Here is a 19351-nt window from a genome sequence, read left to right on the forward strand (position 1 = left end):
TAGTTTATAACTCGTCGAAACAGGATTTGCCACGATGTAATCGACGACGATATGATTAGAATCGATAGACACTGGACTCGAAAGCCGTGAGTTTTCAGTGTGGATGGGTGCCGAGGTCTTGCGCCGATCGGCGCGTGGCCCCGGACTAGAACGCCTTGCATGTGCGGAGTTCCGCCTCACGCAGGGGGGGAACCCGCATTGGAGCCGACAGACACCGCTCGGCGGGCATGCTGCTCGAGGCGATCGGCGCGCGGGCGAGACGGGCGCCGAGGGGCGGGGTCGGTATCCGCGATCCGGATCGGCTCGGCGCGATCGGGGCGGGTTTCGCCCTCGGCGTCGAGGCGGCGCGCCTGCAGATTGAGGGCGAGGCCCTCGTCCGGATCGCCGAGCCGGGCGGAGCCTTCCGCCGCGAGCGTCACGGGCTCGCCGAGCACGGTCGCGCCGAGGCTCAGGCGATCGAGACGGAAACGGCGGCCGACCGTCGCCCGGCCGCCGCGACGCGGGCGATTCGAGGGTTCCGCGCCCGCTTCACGGACGATCGGCTCTCCATCCCGGACGGCGGATCATTCTCCGATCTCGGCAGACGGCGTAGACGGAGAGCCTGAAGCACGGGCGCGCAGAGCGGACACCCCAGAAGGGCGAAGAAGACGCTCACGAAGTGGACGACCGAGATCGCCGACCGGCTCGCCATGCTCGCGGGAACCGGGCGGGTCCGTCTCTACGGCTGCCGCCACGCGGCCGCGACCTTCGCGGTCGAGCCCGACGCGCGGATCCGGCGGCCGAGGGCATCGTCGATCCGGGCTGGTTCCTGGTCGAGAAGGCCGTCGGGGCCGACCACACCCGGTATTTCTGACGTCTCGAGGGGAGACGAGCCATGACCATGACCGCCACACCCCGAACGCGAGCGCGTCCCGACGCGGCCGCCGCAGCGCGGCGCGCGTTCGCCGCGATCGCCGGGATGCTCGCCCGCTTCGCCGCGGAGGTCGCCCGGCGCCGCCGCGACGCGGCAGCCCGCGCCGCGCTCGAAGGGATGGACGACAAGATGCTGGCCGACATCGGCCTCTCGCGCGCGGACATCGCCTACCGCGTTCTCGAGGGGCGCGACCCGGGGACGTCGCCGCGCGGGTGGCGCTCTCGGGCACGATGATCGCCGCGGCGCGGGAGGCCGCCCGCCCCGGGCCGCCTCCGGCGATCAGGTCTGGCGCCGGTCCTGCCGGAGCTCCTGCCGGCCCGCCTGGCGCCAGTACGCCGGAGCGAGACCCGTCGCGCGCTTGAACGCGCGGCTGAAGGACGCCTCGGATTCGTAGCCGACCTCGTTCGCGATCTGCGCGAGCGTGGCCGCCCCTTCGCCGACCAGGCTCGCCGCGCGCTGCATCCGCCAAGCGGCGAGGTAGGCCATCGGCGGCATGCCGAGGAGGGCGCTGAACCGCTCGGCGAGGACGGTCCGCGACAGGCCAACCTCGCGCGCGAGCTCGGCCACGGTCCAGTCGCGGGCGCAATCGCGGTGGAGCAGCCGCAGCGCCCGACCGACGGCCGGGTCGCGCAGGCCGGCGAGCCAGCCGTCGGCGCTCGCGGGCATGCTCGCGGCGTATCGCCGGACGACCTCGATGAAGATCAGCTCGCTCAGCTTCACCAGCACGCCGTCGCTGCCGGCGCTCTTCGCGTCGGTCGCGTGCGACGCGGCGTGAATCAGGCTGCCGAGGAACCCGTCGGCGCCGCCGCCGGGCACGTGGATGACCCGCGGCAGGGCGGCGATCAGCGGATTGAAGGGCGCCACGTCGCAGCCGAGAAAGCCGCAGAGGATCCGCGTCGTGCCGGCGGCCCCGCCTCGAAAGTCGATGCGGAAGGGCAGCGAGCGTCCGCACGCGACCTCGTCGAAGGCGGCGAGGCTCGGCTTCGCGTCGAGTGCCGGATCGCTCGCCAGCACGTGCGTGTCGCCATGGGGAAACACGACCACGCTTCCGGCGGCGAGCGCGATCGGCGGGCCGTCGGGATTCGTCAGCCGGGTCCAGAAGGTCCCCTCGACGATGACGTGGTACTCGATGACGTGCCGCGCGTCCGAGACGACGGTCGGCGCGATGCTCTCCTTCGGCGGCGCGGCCGCGACCCAGGGCGCCGTCGCGTCCACCTCGAAGAAGCGCGCGCCGGACAGGCGCACGCTGCAAAGCATCTCCGACAGGAAGTCGTGGTCGCTCACGTCCCGTCCTCCCTCGCGTCCGTCGGCGAAGGCCGACACGAGAGCTTTCCGTTCGGAAACGACCCATGCCGGTCGCGTAGTAGCACGCTTTCGCCGCCTCCGGCACGTTCCTCGTTTCCCCTGCCCCGTCAGCGACTTCAGCTCGCGACGCACGGGCGCCCCCGCCGCGTCCGCCGCGGGGGCGCGTGCCGGACGATCGCTCCGGTCGGCGGTCCCGCCCGCCCTCGGTGGGCGAGCGCCGCGGCCCGGGCGCGGACCATCATGCGGCCGGCTCCCTCCGGCAGGTCGAGCCGGTCGTAGACGAGAGCGAGCTCGCCGTAGGCGGGCTTCGCCTCGGGGCTCGCCTGCCGGCGGTGCTGGAGGATGCGCTGCGCGGCCCCGAGCCGGCCGGTCCGGATCAGCGCGTCGAGCCGGATCTCGTCGAAGAGGTCGCGCTGGGCATGGCTCCCGCCGATCTCGGCAAGCCGCGTGGTCGTCTTTGCCGAGGGCGAGTTGCCGGGCGCCTGGCGCGCGCAGCGACACAACCGAAGCGCCAAGGCCGACGCTGGCGCGCTTTAGAGCAGATTCTCACCACTCGGGTTCATATCCTGCTGCGGTGAAGAAGTTCGCGCATTCCTCTGGCGGGAAGGCTTCGATGGCGTCGGCGACGGCGCTCCAGAGGGCGTCGCGCGTCCGGGCGGCGACCTTCCTGAGCAGGGCCTTCAGCTTGGCGAAGGCGTTCTCGATGGGGTTGAAGTCCGGGCTGTAGGGCGGCAGGAAGCGCAGCTCGGCTCCGGCCGCCTCGATGGCCTCGCGCACGGCGGGGGTCTTGTGGCTGGCGAGGTTGTCCATGATCACCACGTCGCCGGGGCTCAGCGTCGGAACCAGGACCTGCTGGACGTAGGCGAGGAAGCTCGCCGCGTTGATCGCGCCGTCGATCAGCATCGGCGCGTCGATCCCGCCGATCCTGAGCCCGGCCACGAAGGTCGTGGTGCGCCAATGGCCGTGAGGGATGCCGGCGCGCAGGCGCTCGCCTTCGGGGGCGCGGCCCCGCAACCGCGCCATCTTGGTGTTGAGCCAGGTCTCGTCGATGAAGATCAGCCGCTGCGGGTCGAGCTCGGGCTGCTCCTCGAACCAGGCCTCGCGGGCCGCGGCGACGTCGGCGCGGTCCTGCTCGCTGGCGTGGCCGGACTTTTTTTGAACGTCAGGCCGTGGCGGCCGAAGAAGCGGTGCACCGTCGAGGGCGCGAAGCGCTCGCCGTGCTCGCGCTCGAGCCGCTCGGCGATCTCGACGAGGGTGAGATCCGGCGCCTCCTCCACCATCGCGAGGATGACCGGGCCGAGCGCCTCGATCCGCCCGGACCGCGTGTCGCCGCCTTGCGCCCGCGGCGCGACCGAGCCCGTCTCGCGCCGAAGGTTGAACCACTTCACCGCCGCGGACGGCGCGATCCCGAAGCGGTCCGCCGCGGCCCGGCGGCTCATGCCGGCATCGACCGCAGCGAGGACGCGCTGCCTCAGATCCATCGAGAGGGGCTTCGTCATGGCGGCTGGCCTCCTCCGCCAGCCTCTACCGTGAATCACGAACTGGCCTCGAAGGGAATCCCCCGCGCGATTCCATCAGGAAGCGATCTGCTCTAGCGGACATGGACGCGGGATCGCACGACGAGCAGGTTTTCGCCGTGCGCCGCCTGGGCGAAGACGACGTAGCGCCCCGGCTCGGGGAAGGTCAGGCGCGCCTGGATCTCCGGGCCGAAGGACTTCGCGCTCGCGCCATGGCTGCCGGCATGGCCATGCTCGTCGTGGCGCCCGGCTTCGTGCCCGTGGCCGTGGACGCTGCCGGCGGCGTCCGGGACCTCGCCGTGCTCGTGCATGAAGCGGCTCAGGTCCTCCGCGACCAGCGCGAGGTGCAGAGGGGCATCGAGAAAGGTTCGCAGGGCCGTCAGGGGCGCGCCGTCGCGCTCGAAGCGCCAGGAGAACACCGTCGGCTCGCCGGCCCCGACGAGCTCGGGGCCGGTCACCGAGACCGCGTAGCCGTCGCGTCTCGCCGTGTCGTCGAGCGCGACCACGCCCGTGTAAGCGTCGCCGCCCTGCGCCTCGACGACCGCGAGGCGCGGCTCGTCGGCGTCGGTGCGGCTGCGGCCGCGGCTTTCGCCTTCGACGTCGACGACGAAGGTCTCGCCATGAGGTCCCTCATCGGTCGCGACGTCGACCGCGACGAGGTAGCGACCGCCATGCGGAAAGGCGAAGCGCAGCCGCGCCGTGCCGTCATCCAAGACAGCGGCGCCCGCGGGAGCGACGTCTTCGGGAACGAAGTCCTCGGGATGGATGTGGCCGAAGGTCGCCATGTCCGCGCCGACGATCACGACATGAGCCTTGCGGGCGTGATGGGTCAGGAGGTCGAGCGGCCGCCGCTCGGGGTCGGTGATCTCGAGCGCCAGCGTCGCCGGACGCCCGGCCTGCGCCGGGTCCGGCTCGATCGCCAGTCCGATCCGGGCCGGAGCCGCGCCGGTCTCGGCCGCCGCGAGTGGTGGCGATCCCGCCAGAATCGTGCCCGCCACGAGGCTCAGGGCCGATGCGATCGTCCTGCTCGAGGTCATCTCGTCTCTCCCGCTCGCGCGGCGGCGCCGGTCGCCCGGCGCCGCCCTTCGCCTCAATGGCTGTGCGAATCCTCGGCCTCCGGCGTCAGCACGATCGTGTTCACCGTCAGGCCGGCGTTCTTGAACGTGTCGATGCTGTCGATCGTCTCGCCGGTCTCGAGGTCGACGACCGAGATCGAGCCGTCGTTCATGCCCTCGATGTTGAGCAGGCTGTTCTGCACGTAGGCGCGGCTCTTGTCGGGCGAGAACACCAGGTGGTGGGCGCCGCCGGCGGTTTGCGTCGCCCAGAGATGCTTCGGGGCCCGCGGGTCGCTGATGTCGAAGGCGTTCAGGTGCCCGGGATTGGCCGAGGTCACGTAGGCGCGGTCGCCGTCCTCGTCGAAATAGACCTCGAGCGTCATGCCCTGGCCCAGCTCGTCGAAGCGGAACGCCTCGCGGAACGCGAACGCCTCGGCGTCGGGCTGCCACTCGGCGAGCCAGAGGCTGCCCTCCATGTTGGCGATGTAGACGAGCGGCGGCTCGACGCCCGGCACGAAGAAGGCCTCCACCGGCCCAGAGGCCGACGGGCCGCTCGAGACCTTGTGCGTCGACAGGATCTCGCCGGTGCTGGGCTTCAGCACGACGATCTCCTCGCCCCACTCCGTCGGGTCGGCGGGGTTCGCGGTGCTGGTCACGAGCTGCCGGTCGATGGCGTCGTTCGTCGCGATGCCGTGCGGCCAGGGCGCGGGCATGGGGATGGCCTCCAGCACCTCGTCGGTCTCGGCGTCGCCGACGATCACGACCGACGAGCCCATGCAGGTGAGGTACCACTTGTCCTGCGCCTGCGAGAAGGAGACGTCCTCGCCGACCTCGCAGTCCGGCACCGCGACGGACGTCGCGCGGTACGGAAAGGCGCTCACGTCGAAGACGCGCAGCTCGGGCGTGGCGAGCGAGGTGACGTAGGCCTTGTCCCGCTCGGGATTGTAGAAGATGTGGTGCGAGTGGAACTCCGGCGGCAGCGGGATCTGCGCCAGGATCTGCCCGTAGTCCGCCGAGGCCGGGTCGAGCTCGACGAAGGCGATCCCGTCCTGGCGGTTCGTCTGGTCGGCGCCCTTGGTCTCGTAGAGCACGAGGGCCGTCTGCTCGGCGGACGCCGCGCCGGCGCAGAGGGCGAGGCCGCTCGCCGCGGCGAGAAAGGTCGAGAGGGTGCGTGTCATGTCCGGGGTCTCCCTGTGGGACGAGCCGGCGGCGTCTCCTGACGCCTCCTCGTCGGCTCGCTGTGGGCAAAGGCCTACGCCTCGACCGCCGCTGCCGGAATGATCGCCAGTCCCGGATACATGACGCACCGTCCGGAGTCGGCCCGAAGCCGCCGCCGGTCCGTCGGCATCACCCGACGAGGCGCAGCCGGCGCCCGCCGGTGAGGGCGTCGACGCGCTCGAGGATCGCCGCCGCATCGATCTCGTGCTCGCGATAAAGGTCGCCGATCGTGCCGGTCTGCCCGAAGCGCTCGACGCCGAGCGGAATCGTGCGCAAGCCCGTCGCGGCGCCGAGCCAGGACAAGGTTGCGGGATGGCCGTCAATCACGGTGACGAGGCTGCAATGGGCCGGCAGCCCTGCGAAGAGCCGCTCCAGGTGGCTGGTCGCCAGGACGCCGCGTCGGGCGCGCGCGCGCTGAGCGGCGGTCCAGCCGGCATGCAGACGGTCCGCGGAGGTGACGGCGAGAACGCCGACGTCCCGGCGCGCATCGGCGATCAGCCCGGCCGCGCGGATCGCCTCGGGGGCGACCACGCCCTGGTAGGCGATCACGACCTCGCAATTCGGCCCCGGCGGGCGCAGCCAATAGGCGCCATCCACGACCCCCTGGCGAAAGCCGTCGTCCGGTCGCCGGGCGGGCTGCTCGACCGGGTTGGTGGACAGGCGGAGGTAGACCGATCCGCCGGCATCGTCGCCGAGCCAGGTATGCGGATCCGGCTCCCCCGCGCCCTCGCGCTGGAGGTGGTCGAAGGCCCATTCCATGACGATGGCGAGCTCGTCGGCGAAGGCGGGCTCGAAGGCGGTGAGGCCCGCCTGGCTCATCCCGATCAGCGGCGAGCCGATGGACTGGTGCGCCCCGCCCTCGGGCGCGAGGGTCACGCCCGAGGGCGTGCCGACGATCAGGAAGCGGGCGTCCTGGTAGCAGGCGTAGTTCAACGCATCGAGGCCGCGCGCCACGAAGGGGTCGTACACCGTCCCGATCGGGATCAGCCGGCGGCCGAACAGCGAATGCGACAGGCCCGCCGCCGCGAGCAGCAGGAAAAGGTTCATCTCGGCGATGCCGAGCTCGACGTGCTGGCCCTCCGGGGCGAAATCCCACTTCGCCGTCGACGGGATCTTCTGCGCCCGGAACACGTCCTCGCACGCGGTGCGGGCGAAGAGCTTGCGGCGATTCACCCAGGGCCCGAGGCTCGTCGTCCCGGTCACGTCGGGTGAGGTGGTGAGGATGCGCTCGGCGAGGGGGCCGTCCCCCTTGGCGAGGGAGTCGAGGATCTTGCCGAAGGCGGTCTGCGTCGAGATCTCGCGATCGGTCGGCGCAGGGATGGCCGGAACCGGCGCCGGCGCGTCGGCGAGGCGCCGCGGCCCAGCGGCGAAGAACGGCGTGCGCGCGATGAAGTCCCGCAGCCCGTCGACGTCCTCGACCGCGGCGAAGGGCTCCCATTCCGCGCCCTCGGGCACGCCCATGTGGGTGCGCCAGGCGGCCATCTGGGCCGTCGTCATCAGGCCGCCGTGATTGTCCTTGTGCCCGGCGATGGGCGTGCCCCAGCCCTTGATGGTGTAGGCGAGGAAGCAGGTCGGCCGGTCGTGGTCGATCGCCGCGAAGGCCTCCGCCATGGTCTCCACGCAATTGCCGCCGAGATTCTCCATGAGCGCCGCGAGGTCGGCGTCGCTGCGCCGCGCGATCAGGTCGGCGACGGGGCCGGCCGCGCCGAGATCCCGCGTCAGCCGCTCGCGCCAGACCGCCCCGCCCATGAAGGTCAGCGCCGAATAGAGCTGGTTGGGACAGCCGTCGATCCAGGCGCGCAGGGCCTCGCCGCCGGGCTCCGCGAACGCAGCGCGCTGGAGAGCGCCGTACTTCACCCGCACCACCTCCCAGCCGAAGGCCTCGAAGGTGCGCTCGATGCGCTGCCAAAGGCCCTCGTGGACGACGCCGTCGAGCGACTGACGGTTATAGTCGACGATCCACCAACAATTCCGCAGGCCGTGCTTCCAGCCCTCCTGGAGGCATTCGTAGACGTTCCCCTCGTCGAGTTCGGCGTCGCCCATCAGCGCCACCATGCGGCCCTCCGGTACGTCCCGCCCCCACCCCTTGCAGCGCAGGTAGTCCTGGATCAGGGAGGCGAAGGAGGTGATCGCGACGCCGAGCCCGACAGAGCCCGTCGAGAAATCGACGTCGTCGACGTCCTTGGTGCGCGACGGATAGGCCTGCGCCCCGCCGAAGCCGCGGAACGCCTCGAGCTTCTCGCGCGAGAGGCGCCCGGCGAGATAGTGCATGGCGTGGAAAACCGGCGCCGCATGCGGCTTCACCGCCACCCGGTCCTCTGGCCGCAGAGCGCTGAAATAAAGCGCCGTCACGATCGACACCATGGAGGCGGACGAGGCCTGATGCCCGCCGACCTTGATGCCGTCCACCTTCGGACGGACGTGGTTGGCGTTGTGGATCATCCAGTGCGAAAGCCAGAGCAGCCGCTGCTCGACGGTCTTGAGATGCGAGGTGGTCATGGCCGGCTCCCCTGCGGGCTTCTCGAGGCGGCGAGCCTATCGCGCGACGAGGAGCGGCGGGTTGCGAAGGCGCGCCCGCGAGCGGGTTTGCGTAGCAGGTTCTGCCAACCGGCGTCCGAAAGGCGCCAGGATCGGCTACGGTCGCGGATCTTCGTAGTGGGCAGCCGGCGCCGCGTCCGCGGGGACGCGACGCCGGGCCGGCCGTCAGGGCGCGAGCCTGCGCGAGGCGTGCGGCGCGCCGTCCTGCCAGATCAGCGGCGCGGCGTGCGCCGCGTTGCGGATCGACAGGATGCGTCCCACGATGACGTCGTGCGCCCCGTAGGCGAGCCGATCGGCGACCTCGCAGACGAGAGTCGCCTGCGCGGCCGGGAGGATCGGAAGGTCGTCCTCGACGTCCCAGCCTCCATGGGCGAAGCGCGCCTCGCCCTTGAGCGCGCCGCTGAACAGGGCGATCAGGTTCTCCTGGCGCACCGTCAGCACGTTGACGCTGAAGCGTCCGCTCTGCATCAGCAGCGGGTACATGCTCACGCCATGCCCGATGCCCACCGTCAGCGAGGGCGGGTCGGCGCACAAGGACGCGACCGAGGTCGCCACCATCCCGGCGCTGACGCCGGCATGACGGGTCGCGACGATCGACACGGCGCCGGGCAGGCGGCGCATCGCGAGCCGGAAATCGGCGGCGTCGGGGCCCGACCCCGTGTCTCCGACGCTCGGCGCGAGCGGCGGATGCAGGGCTTGGGGGACCGCGACGGCGAGGGAGCTGGCCGCGCCGGACATGGCTTCACTCAGCCGCCTGCGCCGGCACCTGCTGCTCCCGCTCCGCGAACGGGACGCGCAGGCCGGCGGCCTCCATCTCCGGCATGACGCCCTCGACGAAATCCTTGATGCCCGTGTGGTAGTCGAGCCAGCTCAGGCAGATCCCGTCGAGCCCCCAGTCGGAATACTTGCGGAACTGGTCGATGATGTCGCCCACCGTCCCGACGAGCGGGATGCCCGCCCACCCGGCCTTGAAGTGGAACTTGAAGGCTTCGGCCTGCTCGGGGGTGAAGATGCCGGTCTGGATGCCGAGCTCCTTGGCGATGTTGTCCGCGCCCTCGTCGTCGCCCATCTGGTTGACGTAGTAGTCGAGATAGTCCTCGGCTTCCTTGCGCGTATCGCGCTGCACGACGTAGGAATAGCACCAGGTCTGGAGCGTGCGGTTGAACTCGCGCTGGGCGAGCTCGTTGTAGCTTCGCACCTGCTTGCGCGAGGTCGCCTCGTCGCTCTGATTGACGATGAGGAACGCGACGTCGCAGTGCTCGGCGCAATAGCGCATGCCGCGCGGCGAGCCGCCCGCATTGACGAGGACAGGGCGGTTGAGCGGCTTCGGCTCCGAGAAGCCCTGCTGCACCTTGAAGAACTTGCCGTCGTAATCCCAGTAACCGTGCTGGTTCCAGGCCTTCTGGACGATCTCGAGCCACTCGTCGGCGTAGTCGTAGCGCTCGTCGTGCTCCATCATCTGGCCGCGGAACATGCGCATTTCCGGGCCGAACCAGCCGCAGATGATGTTGAGCCCGAAGCGGCCGCCGGAGATGTGATCGACGGTGGCCGCCTGCTTGGCCGCGACGAGCGGATGCACGGTCGGCACGTGCGAGGTGGTCACGACGGCGATCTGGTCGGTGACGGCGGCGACGCCGGCGGCCCAGGTGTAGGTCTCGTAGCAGACGCCGTTGAAGTTCGCGTCGCCGCCGAAGCCGCGCCAGCGGCCGATCGGGATGAGCGCCTCGAAGCCGGCGCGATCGGCGATCTTGGCGATTTCCAGGTTGCCGGCCCAGTCATCGGCCATCAGCCGCTCGGGCGCCGTGGTGATCGCGCAGCCGCAATCGGTGTTGAGGCCGAAGACGCCGAGCTTCATCTTGTTGGGGCTCGAGATCATCGGATTGGTGATGCGCGGCGTCGGCGTGAAGCGGCGCGGTGCGACGGTGACGGACATGGCGTTTCCTCCCTAGACTTCGGCGTCGTGCCGGGTGCGCCTTTCTCCCGAAGGCGCAAACCTTTCACTGCAGGGTGAAGGGGTTGGTGATCCGAGACCGGGCGTTCAGGAAGACGCTCTTCGGCTCGAGGTATTCGTGGATGGCGGCGGCGCCGTTCTCTCGGCCGATGCCGGACTGCTTCACGCCGCCGAACGGCGCCATGTAGCTGACGACGCGGTAGGCGTTGACCCAGACGGTCCCGGCTCTCAGGCGCTTGGGCAGGGCGAGCGCCCGCTCCAGGCTCTGGGTCCAGAAGCCGGCTGCGAGGCCGTAGGGCGTGTCGTTGGCGAGCGCGACGGCTTCCTCGTCGGTCTCGAAGCGCATGACCGAGAGCACCGGCCCGAAGATCTCCTCGCGCGCGACACGCATGTCGTTGGTCACGCCCGTGAAGATGGTCGGCTCGACGAACCATCCCGCCTGCAGCGCCGGATCGCTCGGCCGCTTGCCGCCGAGCACGCAGGCGGCGCCCTCGGACCGGGCGATCTCGATGTAGGCGAGGACCTTCTCGAGCTGCTGCTCCGTGGCCACGGGCCCGACATCGGTGGTCTCGGAGAACGGATCGCCGAGGCGCGCCTCCTTCATCCGGGCGACGAGGCGCTCGACGAAGGCGTCGTGGATCGACGATTCGAGCAGGAGGCGCGAGCCGGCCATGCAGGTCTGCCCGGCGGCCGCGAAGATGCCGGAGATCACCCCGTGCACGGCCGCGTCGAGGTCGGCGTCAGCGAAAACGATGTGCGGGGATTTGCCGCCGAGCTCGAGCGAGATGCGCTTGAAGTGCCGCGCCGCCGCTTCCGACACCGCGCGCCCGCCCGCCTCGCCGCCGGTGAAGGCGACGCGCGCGACGTCGGGATGGGCGATCAAGGCGGCGCCGGCCTCCGCTCCCGTCCCGGTGACGACGTTGAGGACGCCCGGCGGAAAGCCTGCCTCCTCGAAAAGTCGAGCGAAGCCCAGCATCGAGGCCGAGGAGAATTCGGAGGGCTTCACCACCACCGTGTTCCCGGCGGCGAGCGCGGGCGCGAGCTTCCAGGCCGTCAGGAGAAGCGGCGAGTTCCAGGGCGTGATCGCGCCGACGACGCCGAGCGGCTCGTAGGAGACGTAGTGGAACATCCCCGCCTTGTCGATCGGCGTGACCGAGCCCTCGACCTTGTCGGCGAGACCGCCGTAATACTGGAACCAGCGCGGCAGGTATCGCATCTGGCCGAGCATCTCGACCATCAGCTTGCCGTTGTCGCGCACCTCGAGCTCGGCGAGGTAGCGGGCGTTGGCGGCGATGACGTCGCCGAGCCGATGCAGCAGGAGCCCCCTGTCGCTGGCGCTCATGGCCGCCCAGGGCCCCGACATGAAAGCCTCGTGCGCCGCGCGCACGGCGCGCTCGACGTCGTCGGCCGAGGCGAGGGGCAGCTCCGCCCAGACCGCGCCGGTGAACGGGTTGCGGCTTTCGAACGTGCGCCCGTCCGCGGCGTCGACCCACGCGCCGCCGATATGCATCCGGAACCGCTCCGGCCCGGGCGCGCGCTCGGCTCTGGTCGCGAGGGGCACGCTGGCGTCGTCCATCTGGTCCTCCCATTGATCTTTCTTGCGCCGTCCCGCGGCGCGAGCCGCCGTGGGACGAGCGAATGGCGTCGGCCGCCGGGGGAGGAGATCGCCGAGACGCGGCGCCGTCCTCAGGCCCACCGTTCCGATCACACCGAAGAGACTAGCGCCAACGGATCTTCTATGGAAGAAGAAATTTCTTCTATGGAAGAATTTCTGCGATCACGGCGACGGTCGCCGTCGAAGCCGGGTAACGCCAGGCGGCGTCGCGGCATTGTCGACGCGCGGTAGAGGCCGTATGTGTCGGCCAGCCCGTCGCGATGCGGGCAACGGCGCCGCAGCGCGGCCGGGGAGAGATCTGGATGGACGACATCCTGAACAACGACGACGCCTTCGCCGCCCGCGCGCCCGCGACGGCGGAAGACCGCGAGGACGCGGAGATCGTCGCCGGCCTGGGCACGCGTCTGCGCGCGCTGCGCAAGGAACAGGGGCTGACGCTGCAGGGGCTGGCCGAGCGCTCGGGCGTGAGCCGGGCGATGCTGTCCAAGATGGAGCGGTCGGAGAAGGTCCCGACCTTGTCCACCATCGTCCGCGTGGCGAAGGGGTTGAACATGACCCTCTCCTCGCTGCTCGGCGCCCAGCCCGACGCCTCGGCCGTATCCGTCCTGCGCGCCCGCGACCGCATCGTCTATCGCGACCCGCAGACCGGCTTCGAGCGCGAGGCGCTTTCGCCGGCGCACGTCCCGCAGGACGTCGAAATCGTTCGCCACCGCCTGCCGCCCGGCCGCTCGACCGGATGGCTGCCGAGCTATCCCGTCCCGACCGAGAAATACGTCCTCGTGCAGGCCGGCACGCTCACCGCCGAGGTCGACGGGGAAGCCCACGTCCTCGAGACCGGCGACACGCTCTTCTTCGCCGTCACCGGCCCCTACCGCTTCACCAACGAGGCGGCGAACGAGACCGCTTATCTCGTCGTCATGGTCCGTCGCGCCGCAGGGTGACGCTCACGCGCGGAAGCGCTCGAGCGCCTGATCGACCGCCGCGGCGATCCGGGCGCGCGCCGGCCCGCCGGGCACGCTCCGTCCTTGCGCGTCGGCCTCGAAATCCGCATCCACGAGGAACAGCCCCTGCGGCACGCTCCAGGCCCCGAAGAACCCGAACAGCGGACGCATCTGGTGTTCGATCACGAGCGCGTGCTGCGGCGCCTTGCCGGTCGCCCCGAGGAGAACCGTGCGCCCGGCGAGCGCCTTCATGTCGAAGAGATCGAAGAAGTGCTTCAGGAGACCGGAATAGGACGCCTTGTAGACCGGCGAGGCGACGACGAGCAGGTCGCAGGCCTCGACCGCCTCCCACAGGCGCGCATGCGCCTCGGACGCGGCCTCGCGCGAGACCGTCGCGCCGAGCTGCGGACCCGCGTCGAGGAGGTCGAAGGCCTCCGCGGACCAGCCCTCCCGCCGCGCGATCTCGGCGCAGATCGCCTCGACGAGGCCGCGCGTGCGCGAGGGACGTGTGATGTTACCGCTCAGTCCGACAACCCGCATTCCTGCCTCCCGTCGCGCGCTTTTTCGTAGCGCCGTTTCGTCTACCTTAGTAGAAATGCTGCGCGGGGCAAGAGCCGATCATCCCGCGCCGCCCCGGAACCCCAGCCTGCCGGAGAAGGACAAGCCCGTGGCGCGCCCCAAGCTCGATGCCATCGACCTGAAGATCCTCAAGGCCATCCAGGACCGAGCCGACATCTCCAACACCGAGCTCGCGGCCCTGGTGGGGCTCTCGCCCTCGCCCTGCCTGCGGCGGGTGAAGATGCTGGAGGACGCCCGCGTCATCCAGCGCCGGGTGACGCTGCTCGACCCCGCCGCCATCGACCTGTCCGTCAACGTCTTCGTCAACGTCTCGCTGGAGAAGCAGGTCGAGGAGCGGCTGCAGGAGTTCGAGCAGGCCGTGCGGCGCCGGCCGGAAGTGGTCGAGTGCTACCTGATGACCGGCGAGAGCGACTATCTCCTGCGCGTCGTCGTTCCCGACCTCGCCGCCTACGAGGCCTTCCTCAAGGATCACCTCACGCGCGTCCCGGGCGTCGCGAGCATCAAGTCGAGCTTCGCCCTCAAGCAGGTCCAGTACCGCACGGCGCTGCCGCTCGATCATTTGAAGACCTGACGTTCGGGCGCGGCGCGTCATGCAGGCGGCCGGCGTCGTCAGACGACGCCCGTCTCCACGAGCGCGCGGATCTCGTCGCTCGTCATCCCGAGCCAGTCGCGCAGGACGCCGCGCGTGTCCGCGCCCAGCGCCGGGCCGGCATGCCGGACGCCTCCGGGCGTATCCGAAAGGCGTGGAAAGACGTTCTGCATCGCGATCTCGCCGCCGCGCCGCGCGTCCGGCACCGAGACGATCGCCTCGCGCGCGGCGAAGTGCGGATCGTCCATCATCTCCGGCGCGCGGTACGCGAGGCCGACGGGCACGCCGGCGGCGGCGAGGTCGTCGATCATCACGTCGGCGTCGTGCCGCCTCGTCCAGTCGGCGATGACGGCGTCGAGCGCCTCGGCGTTCTCGCCGCGGGCGCGGTGCGTGGCGAAGCGCGGATCGTCGGCGAGCTCGGGCCGCCCGATCACGTCGCACAGGCGCCGGAAGACGCTGTCCTGGTTGGCGCCGACGATCATGTCTTGGCCGTCGCGGGTCGGGTAGGCGTTCGAGGGCGCGATGCCCGGAAGCGCGCTGCCGTGGCGCTCGCGAACGTGGCCGCCCTGGTCGTAGTCGGAGATTAGGCTCTCGGTGACCATGAGGATGGATTCCAGGATCGTGCTGTCGACAACCTGGCCCTTGCCGCTGCGGGCGCGTTGCTGGAGGGCGAGGAGCGCACCCATGGCGCCGTTCACGCCCGCGAGCGTGTCGCCTAGCGAGAGCCCGATGCGGATCGGCGGGCGGTCGGGGAAGCCGCTGATGTAGCGCAGGCCGCCCATGGCCTCGCAGACCGAGGCGAAACCGGCGCGCCGGGAATACGGGCCGGTCTGGCCGAAGCCCGAGATGCGCACCAGGATCAGCCGCGGATTGATCGCCGAGAGCGCCTCGTAGCCGAGGCCCCAGCGCTCCATCGTGCCCGGTCGAAAGTTCTCGACGATCACGTCGGCGCTCGCGGCGAGCTTGCGGACGATCTCCTGGCCCTCGGGCTTGCGCAGGTCCAGGGTCAGGCTCTTCTTGTTGCGCGCGATCACGGAAAAGGCGACGGGGCGCCCCTCGCGGTCCGGGCGGCCCCATTGCCGCATGGCGTCGCCGACGCCCGGCGGCTCGACCTTGACGACCTCGGCGCCGAAATCGGCGAGGAGCTGGCCGCAAAACGGACCGGCGATCAGCTGCCCGAGCTCGACGACCCGTATGCCCTCCAGGGGTCCCATCGCGCGCGTCTCCCCGCTCCTGCATTTCTCGTTCGGCACACACCATGCCCGGATCGGAGAGGAGACGAATTGCGAATACGGCTTTGTTCAGCGCGTTTTTTGGCAGGAGATTGCGCGAATACGCGATCAAATCGCATGACGCTTCTACTGTGGCGGCTTCGGGCCGAACCCGCTCTTGTTCCTCTCGGACTTCACCTACGTCGCGACCTGCAACGGCTTCCTCTAGGTCGCCTTCGTGATCGACACGTTCGCACGCCGGATCGTCGGCGCGACCGAGCCTCGTTGCCTCGCGCAGATCGATTCGGCAGACGGTTGTCGATCGCCGCCTCGGGCGCTGGACTCGAGGCGTTCGAGCTGCTCCTGAACAGTCCGGGCGCGCTCGATGATCGATGACCGGCGCACGACGAACCCGACGGTTCGCCGAGCCGGAGCGCTGGCTGCGCGCGCATCTCGCCGCGATGGCGGTCGAGGCCAGAGCCGAGACGGCCAGCGAAGACCCGACCGCCGATCGCGGCCAGGTCCGAGAAGGTGTCCACCTGGCCCGGGCCCGAAGCCGCCTCCTCGGCTGCCCGGCGGTTGCGCGGCAGCAGCCGAATTCGACCTAAAGCCCGAGATACGCCTTCCTCACCAGCGGGTGCCCCTGGAGCTCCGTCGCGGATCCCTCGAGCGCCAGCCGCCCGTTCTCGAGCACGTAGGCGCGATCGCAGACGGCGAGCACCTGCTTGACGTTCTGCTCCACGAGCAGGATCGGCAGGCCGGTATGCGCCACGCGCCGGATCGCGGCCATCACGTCCTTCACGAGCCGCGGCGCGAGGCCGATGCTGGGCTCGTCCATGATCATCATCTTCGGGCGCAGCATCAGCGCGCGGGCGATCGCCACCATCTGCTGCTGGCCGCCGGAGAGCTGGCCGGCGGCGGCGTCCATGTGCGCGTCGAGCTCGGGGAAGAGCGCACGCACCTCCTCGAGGCTCCGCGCCCGCGCCGCCCGGGCGGCCGGCAGGGTCGCGCCGACGAGCAGGTTCTCGCGCACGCTCATGTTCGGGAAGAGCTGGCGGCCCATCGGCACGTGCGCGAGGCCCTTGGCGGCCATCTGATGCGGAGCAGCGGGGCGGATCGCCTCGCCGTCGAAGACGATGCGGCCGCGAAAGGGCGTGATCATGCCCGAGATGGCGCGCAGGATGGTCGACTTGCCGCTGCCATTGCCGCCGACGAGCCCGACGAGCTCGCCCTCCCCGACCCGCAGCGAGACGTCGGTGACGACCTGCAGCGCGCCGTAGCCGAGATCGACGTTCTCGACGGAAAGAATGGGAGACGTGGATTCCTGCGGCATCAATCGGTCCCCAGATAGGCCTCGATCACACGTTCGTCGCGCATGACCGCCTCGGGCGGCCCCTCCGCGATCTTGGCGCCGCTCGCCATGACGATGACGTGGTCGGACAGCTCGACGATCGCCTCCATGATGTGCTCGACCATCAGGATCGCGAGGCCCTGGCGGCTGAGCTCGGCGACGAAGGCGATCATCTCGCGCAGCGCGGGCGGGTTGAGCCCCGCCATCACCTCGTCGAGGAAGAGCACGCGCGGGCGCGTGGCGAGCGCCTTGGCGAGCTCGAGCCGGCGCCGGCGCGCGAGGTTGAGGTCGCCCGCCGGCTGGTCGGCGCGGTCGCCGAGGCCGACCTGCTCCAGAGTCTCGCGGGCGAGGCGCTCGGCCCCGGCCCGGCGCGGCTCGCGCAGGAAGGCGGGGACGAGCACGTTCTCGAGCACCGTCAGCTCCTCGAAGGGCCGCTCGGTCTGGAAGGTGCGCCCGCAGCCCGCGCGGGCGCGCTCGTGCGGGGCGAGGCGGGTGATGTCGCGCTCGAACAGGCTCACGCGCCCGCTCTCGGGGACGACGTAGCCGGTGAGCGCGTTGAACAAGGTGGTCTTGCCCGCGCCGTTCGGCCCGATCAGGCCCAGGATCTCGCCGGGGGCGAGGTCGAGGGAGACGTCGTTCACCGCGACGTTGCCGCCGAAGCGGACCGTGACGGCCTCAGCTCTGAGCGCGCTTGGCATAACGCCTCCGGATGGCTCTGCGGGTCGCCTCGCCGACGAGGCCGCGCGGCGCGAACAGGACGATGACGAGGATCAGCACGCCGTAGATGAGGAGGTTCGCCTCCGCGAAGGTGGTGCGGAACACCTCGCCCGCGCCGATCAGCACGAGCGCGCCCGCGGCCGGCCCCCAGATCGTGCCCCGCCCCCCGATGATCGCGGTGAGCGCGATCTGCACGGAGAGGAGGAGATAGAACAGCACATGCGGCTCGAGGAACGAGAGCACCATGCCGTAGAGGCCGCCCCCGAGCGCCGTGAGGGCGCCGGACAGCATGAAGGCCTTGAGCTTCGTGCGCTTCGGGTCGATGCCGGCCGCCATGGCGGCGTCCTCGTCCTCGCGCACGGCGCGCAACGCGTAGCCGAAGCGGGCGCGCGAGAGGGCGAGGACGATGCCGATCACGAGGACGGCGAAGGCGAGCGCGAGCCAGTACTGGGTCTGCCGCGCGAAGAGGTCGAGGCCGAAGGGCTCGGGCAGCGTCGCGATGAAGACGCCCGTGGCCCCTCCCGTGAGCCAGCCCTCGTTGATGGCGACGAGGCGCAGGATCTCGGCGAAGGCGATCGTCGAGAGCGTGAAGTAGGGACCGCGCAGGCCGAAGGTGAGCCATCCCCAGGCGAAGGCGAGCGCGGCGGCGACCGCCATGCCGAGCAGCGCCGACCACCAGGGGGCGAGCTGGTATTCCGTCACGCCGATCGCGACGAAATAGGCGCCGAGCCCCACGAAGGCGGCATGGCCGAGGCTGACCTGGCCGGCCCAGCCGCCGAGCACGTCCCAGGCGGTGGCCCAGCCGACGAAGAGCAGGATCGTGATCGCGATCGTGAGCACCGAGGGAAACAGGAAGGGGTAGGCGACGCCGGCCGCGACGAAGGCGGCGAGCCCGAGAAGATGCGTTCTCATACCCGCTTCACCGTCTTGCCGAAGAGCCCCTCCGGGCGCAGCAGGAGCACGAGGAGGAAGGCGAGGAGGCCGTATGCGTCGCGGTATTCCGACAGGAAGTAGGAGGCGCCGAGCACCTCGACGACGCCGAGCAGCAGCCCCCCGCCGATCGCCGCGCCGACCCGGCCGAGCCCGCCGAGCACGGTGACCACGAAGGCCTTGAGGGTGAAGATCGCGCCGGTGAAGGTCGGGGTCGCGAACAGAAGCGGGATCAGGGTCACGCCGGCGGTCACGGCGAGCGCGGTGCCCATGCCGAAGACGAAGCTCTGGACGCGGCGCGTGTCGATGCCGACGAGCTCGGCGCCGAGCCGGTTCTCGGCGGTGGCGCGCACCGCGCGCCCGCGCTCGGTGCGCTCCAGGAACCAGTAGAGCACACCGATCATCGCGGTCGTCGCGGCGCCGGCGGCAAGGAGCACGATCGACAGGTTGACCTCGCCGATCCGCACGGTGTCCGAGGCGTAGGGCACCTGCACCGAGCGCGGCTCCCCGCCGAACGTGAGGAGAAGCACGTTGCCGATGATGAGCGACAGGCCGAGCGTCGCGAGCAGCGAGGATTCGGCCGGAGCCTCGGCGATCGGCGCGAGGATCGCGCGCTCCACCACCATCCCGACGACGAACGCCACCGGAAGCGCGATGAGCAGCGAGAGATACGGATCGAAGCCGAAGACGAGGTCGAACAGCACCGCGCCGTACATGCCGAGCACGACGAAGTCGCCATGGGCGAAGTTGATCGTGCGCATCACCCCGAAGACGAGGGTGAGGCCGACGCCGATCAGCGCGTAGACGCCGCCGATGAGAAGGCCGTTGGCGAGGTTCTGGATGAAGATGGCGAGGTCGAGCACCTTGGTCGCGCGCTCCCGAGACGCAGCGCCGGCGCTCTGGGCGCCGGCGCGGGAGGAT

19 protein-coding genes are annotated in these 19351 nt (G+C 70.6%); 4 read left to right on the plus strand and 15 right to left on the minus strand.

Features of this window, described 5'->3' with window-relative positions:
- Positions 1 to 227: 227 nt before the first annotated feature.
- A complete protein-coding gene (locus ABL310_RS21615) occupies positions 228 to 605 on the plus strand; it encodes a hypothetical protein (protein ID WP_349369061.1) in 378 nt (125 codons plus the stop codon).
- Between the two features lie 269 nt (positions 606 to 874).
- Complete coding sequence (locus tag ABL310_RS21620) at positions 875 to 1147, plus strand: DUF1127 domain-containing protein (RefSeq protein ID WP_349369062.1); 273 nt, start codon at positions 875 to 877, stop codon at positions 1145 to 1147.
- A 45-nt stretch (positions 1148 to 1192) separates the two neighbouring features.
- Here ABL310_RS21620 and ABL310_RS21625 read toward each other — a convergent pair whose 3' ends face one another.
- From ABL310_RS21625 to ABL310_RS21665, 9 genes are all read right to left on the minus strand, one after another.
- Complete coding sequence (locus tag ABL310_RS21625; protein ID WP_349369063.1) at positions 1193 to 2350, minus strand: AraC family transcriptional regulator; 1158 nt, start codon at positions 2348 to 2350, stop codon at positions 1193 to 1195.
- A complete protein-coding gene (locus ABL310_RS21630; protein WP_349369064.1) occupies positions 2335 to 2721 on the minus strand; it encodes a hypothetical protein in 387 nt (128 codons plus the stop codon). The genes ABL310_RS21625 and ABL310_RS21630 overlap by 16 nt, the downstream gene beginning before the upstream one ends.
- A gap of 43 nt (positions 2722 to 2764) precedes the next feature.
- Positions 2765 to 3717 (minus strand): IS630 family transposase gene (locus ABL310_RS21635; RefSeq protein WP_349368028.1). Its coding sequence is split into 2 segments (ribosomal slippage): positions 2765 to 3375 and positions 3375 to 3717, totalling 954 coding nucleotides; the frame shifts between segments, so codons are not numbered across the junction.
- Positions 3718 to 3809: 92 nt separating this feature from the next.
- The gene (locus ABL310_RS21640) at positions 3810 to 4772 is read right to left on the minus strand and encodes a hypothetical protein (RefSeq protein ID WP_349369065.1); all 963 of its coding nucleotides are present in this window, start codon (positions 4770 to 4772) and stop codon (positions 3810 to 3812) included.
- 53 nt (positions 4773 to 4825) lie between these two features.
- Positions 4826 to 5968, minus strand: a complete 1143-nt coding sequence (locus tag ABL310_RS21645; protein WP_349369066.1) for a hypothetical protein — start codon at positions 5966 to 5968, stop codon at positions 4826 to 4828.
- A gap of 169 nt (positions 5969 to 6137) precedes the next feature.
- Positions 6138 to 8507, minus strand: a complete 2370-nt coding sequence (locus ABL310_RS21650; protein ID WP_349369067.1) for a transketolase — start codon at positions 8505 to 8507, stop codon at positions 6138 to 6140.
- A 204-nt stretch (positions 8508 to 8711) separates the two neighbouring features.
- A complete protein-coding gene (locus ABL310_RS21655; protein ID WP_349369068.1) occupies positions 8712 to 9284 on the minus strand; it encodes a flavin reductase family protein in 573 nt (190 codons plus the stop codon).
- Positions 9285 to 9288: 4 nt separating this feature from the next.
- The gene (locus ABL310_RS21660; protein WP_349369069.1) at positions 9289 to 10479 is read right to left on the minus strand and encodes an LLM class flavin-dependent oxidoreductase; all 1191 of its coding nucleotides are present in this window, start codon (positions 10477 to 10479) and stop codon (positions 9289 to 9291) included.
- A 64-nt stretch (positions 10480 to 10543) separates the two neighbouring features.
- On the minus strand, positions 10544 to 12073 hold the full coding sequence (locus ABL310_RS21665; RefSeq protein WP_349369070.1) for an aldehyde dehydrogenase: 1530 nt from the start codon (positions 12071 to 12073) through the stop codon (positions 10544 to 10546).
- Positions 12074 to 12414: 341 nt separating this feature from the next.
- On the opposite strand from ABL310_RS21665, the gene ABL310_RS21670 reads away from it, so the two are divergent.
- Entirely contained in the window at positions 12415 to 13053 is a 639-nt protein-coding gene (locus ABL310_RS21670; protein ID WP_349369071.1) for an XRE family transcriptional regulator, read from the plus strand.
- A 3-nt stretch (positions 13054 to 13056) separates the two neighbouring features.
- On the opposite strand, the gene ABL310_RS21675 is transcribed toward ABL310_RS21670, so the two are convergent.
- Positions 13057 to 13593, minus strand: a complete 537-nt coding sequence (locus tag ABL310_RS21675) for an NAD(P)H-dependent oxidoreductase (RefSeq protein WP_349369072.1) — start codon at positions 13591 to 13593, stop codon at positions 13057 to 13059.
- 127 nt (positions 13594 to 13720) lie between these two features.
- On the opposite strand from ABL310_RS21675, the gene ABL310_RS21680 reads away from it, so the two are divergent.
- Entirely contained in the window at positions 13721 to 14203 is a 483-nt protein-coding gene (locus ABL310_RS21680) for an Lrp/AsnC family transcriptional regulator (protein WP_349369073.1), read from the plus strand.
- Between the two features lie 38 nt (positions 14204 to 14241).
- On the opposite strand, the gene ABL310_RS21685 is transcribed toward ABL310_RS21680, so the two are convergent.
- From ABL310_RS21685 to ABL310_RS21705, 5 genes are all read right to left on the minus strand, one after another.
- Positions 14242 to 15435, minus strand: a complete 1194-nt coding sequence (locus ABL310_RS21685) for a CaiB/BaiF CoA-transferase family protein (protein WP_349369074.1) — start codon at positions 15433 to 15435, stop codon at positions 14242 to 14244.
- Between the two features lie 601 nt (positions 15436 to 16036).
- Complete coding sequence (locus ABL310_RS21690; protein WP_349369075.1) at positions 16037 to 16765, minus strand: ABC transporter ATP-binding protein; 729 nt, start codon at positions 16763 to 16765, stop codon at positions 16037 to 16039.
- A complete protein-coding gene (locus ABL310_RS21695; protein ID WP_349369076.1) occupies positions 16765 to 17481 on the minus strand; it encodes an ABC transporter ATP-binding protein in 717 nt (238 codons plus the stop codon). The genes ABL310_RS21690 and ABL310_RS21695 overlap by 1 nt, the downstream gene beginning before the upstream one ends.
- Positions 17459 to 18412, minus strand: coding sequence for a branched-chain amino acid ABC transporter permease (locus ABL310_RS21700; RefSeq protein ID WP_349369077.1), 954 nt, complete (start codon positions 18410 to 18412; stop codon positions 17459 to 17461). The genes ABL310_RS21695 and ABL310_RS21700 overlap by 23 nt, the downstream gene beginning before the upstream one ends.
- On the minus strand, positions 18409 to 19293 hold the full coding sequence (locus tag ABL310_RS21705; protein WP_349369078.1) for a branched-chain amino acid ABC transporter permease: 885 nt from the start codon (positions 19291 to 19293) through the stop codon (positions 18409 to 18411). Before ABL310_RS21705 ends, ABL310_RS21700 begins: the two co-directional genes overlap by 4 nt.
- Positions 19294 to 19351: the final 58 nt, after the last annotated feature.

This window comes from Salinarimonas sp., assembly GCF_040111675.1.
In the GTDB taxonomy this organism is placed as follows: domain Bacteria; phylum Pseudomonadota; class Alphaproteobacteria; order Rhizobiales; family Beijerinckiaceae; genus Salinarimonas.

What these genes read in the sequence shown, in the direction of transcription:
- ABL310_RS21615 (WP_349369061.1), top strand. Translation starts at nt 228, where the DNA reads ATGCTGCTCGAGGCGATCGGCGCGCGGGCGAGACGGGCGCCGAGGGGC.
- ABL310_RS21655 (WP_349369068.1), bottom strand. Translation starts at nt 9,284, where the DNA reads ATGTCCGGCGCGGCCAGCTCCCTCGCCGTCGCGGTCCCCCAAGCCCTG.
- ABL310_RS21685 (WP_349369074.1), bottom strand. Translation starts at nt 15,435, where the DNA reads ATGGGACCCCTGGAGGGCATACGGGTCGTCGAGCTCGGGCAGCTGATC.
- ABL310_RS21665 (WP_349369070.1), bottom strand. Translation starts at nt 12,073, where the DNA reads ATGGACGACGCCAGCGTGCCCCTCGCGACCAGAGCCGAGCGCGCGCCC.
- ABL310_RS21695 (WP_349369076.1), bottom strand. Translation starts at nt 17,481, where the DNA reads ATGCCAAGCGCGCTCAGAGCTGAGGCCGTCACGGTCCGCTTCGGCGGC.
- ABL310_RS21620 (WP_349369062.1), top strand. Translation starts at nt 875, where the DNA reads ATGACCATGACCGCCACACCCCGAACGCGAGCGCGTCCCGACGCGGCC.
- ABL310_RS21670 (WP_349369071.1), top strand. Translation starts at nt 12,415, where the DNA reads ATGGACGACATCCTGAACAACGACGACGCCTTCGCCGCCCGCGCGCCC.
- ABL310_RS21700 (WP_349369077.1), bottom strand. Translation starts at nt 18,412, where the DNA reads ATGAGAACGCATCTTCTCGGGCTCGCCGCCTTCGTCGCGGCCGGCGTC.
- ABL310_RS21660 (WP_349369069.1), bottom strand. Translation starts at nt 10,479, where the DNA reads ATGTCCGTCACCGTCGCACCGCGCCGCTTCACGCCGACGCCGCGCATC.
- ABL310_RS21640 (WP_349369065.1), bottom strand. Translation starts at nt 4,772, where the DNA reads ATGACCTCGAGCAGGACGATCGCATCGGCCCTGAGCCTCGTGGCGGGC.
- ABL310_RS21645 (WP_349369066.1), bottom strand. Translation starts at nt 5,968, where the DNA reads ATGACACGCACCCTCTCGACCTTTCTCGCCGCGGCGAGCGGCCTCGCC.
- ABL310_RS21650 (WP_349369067.1), bottom strand. Translation starts at nt 8,507, where the DNA reads ATGACCACCTCGCATCTCAAGACCGTCGAGCAGCGGCTGCTCTGGCTT.
- ABL310_RS21675 (WP_349369072.1), bottom strand. Translation starts at nt 13,593, where the DNA reads ATGCGGGTTGTCGGACTGAGCGGTAACATCACACGTCCCTCGCGCACG.
- ABL310_RS21690 (WP_349369075.1), bottom strand. Translation starts at nt 16,765, where the DNA reads ATGCCGCAGGAATCCACGTCTCCCATTCTTTCCGTCGAGAACGTCGAT.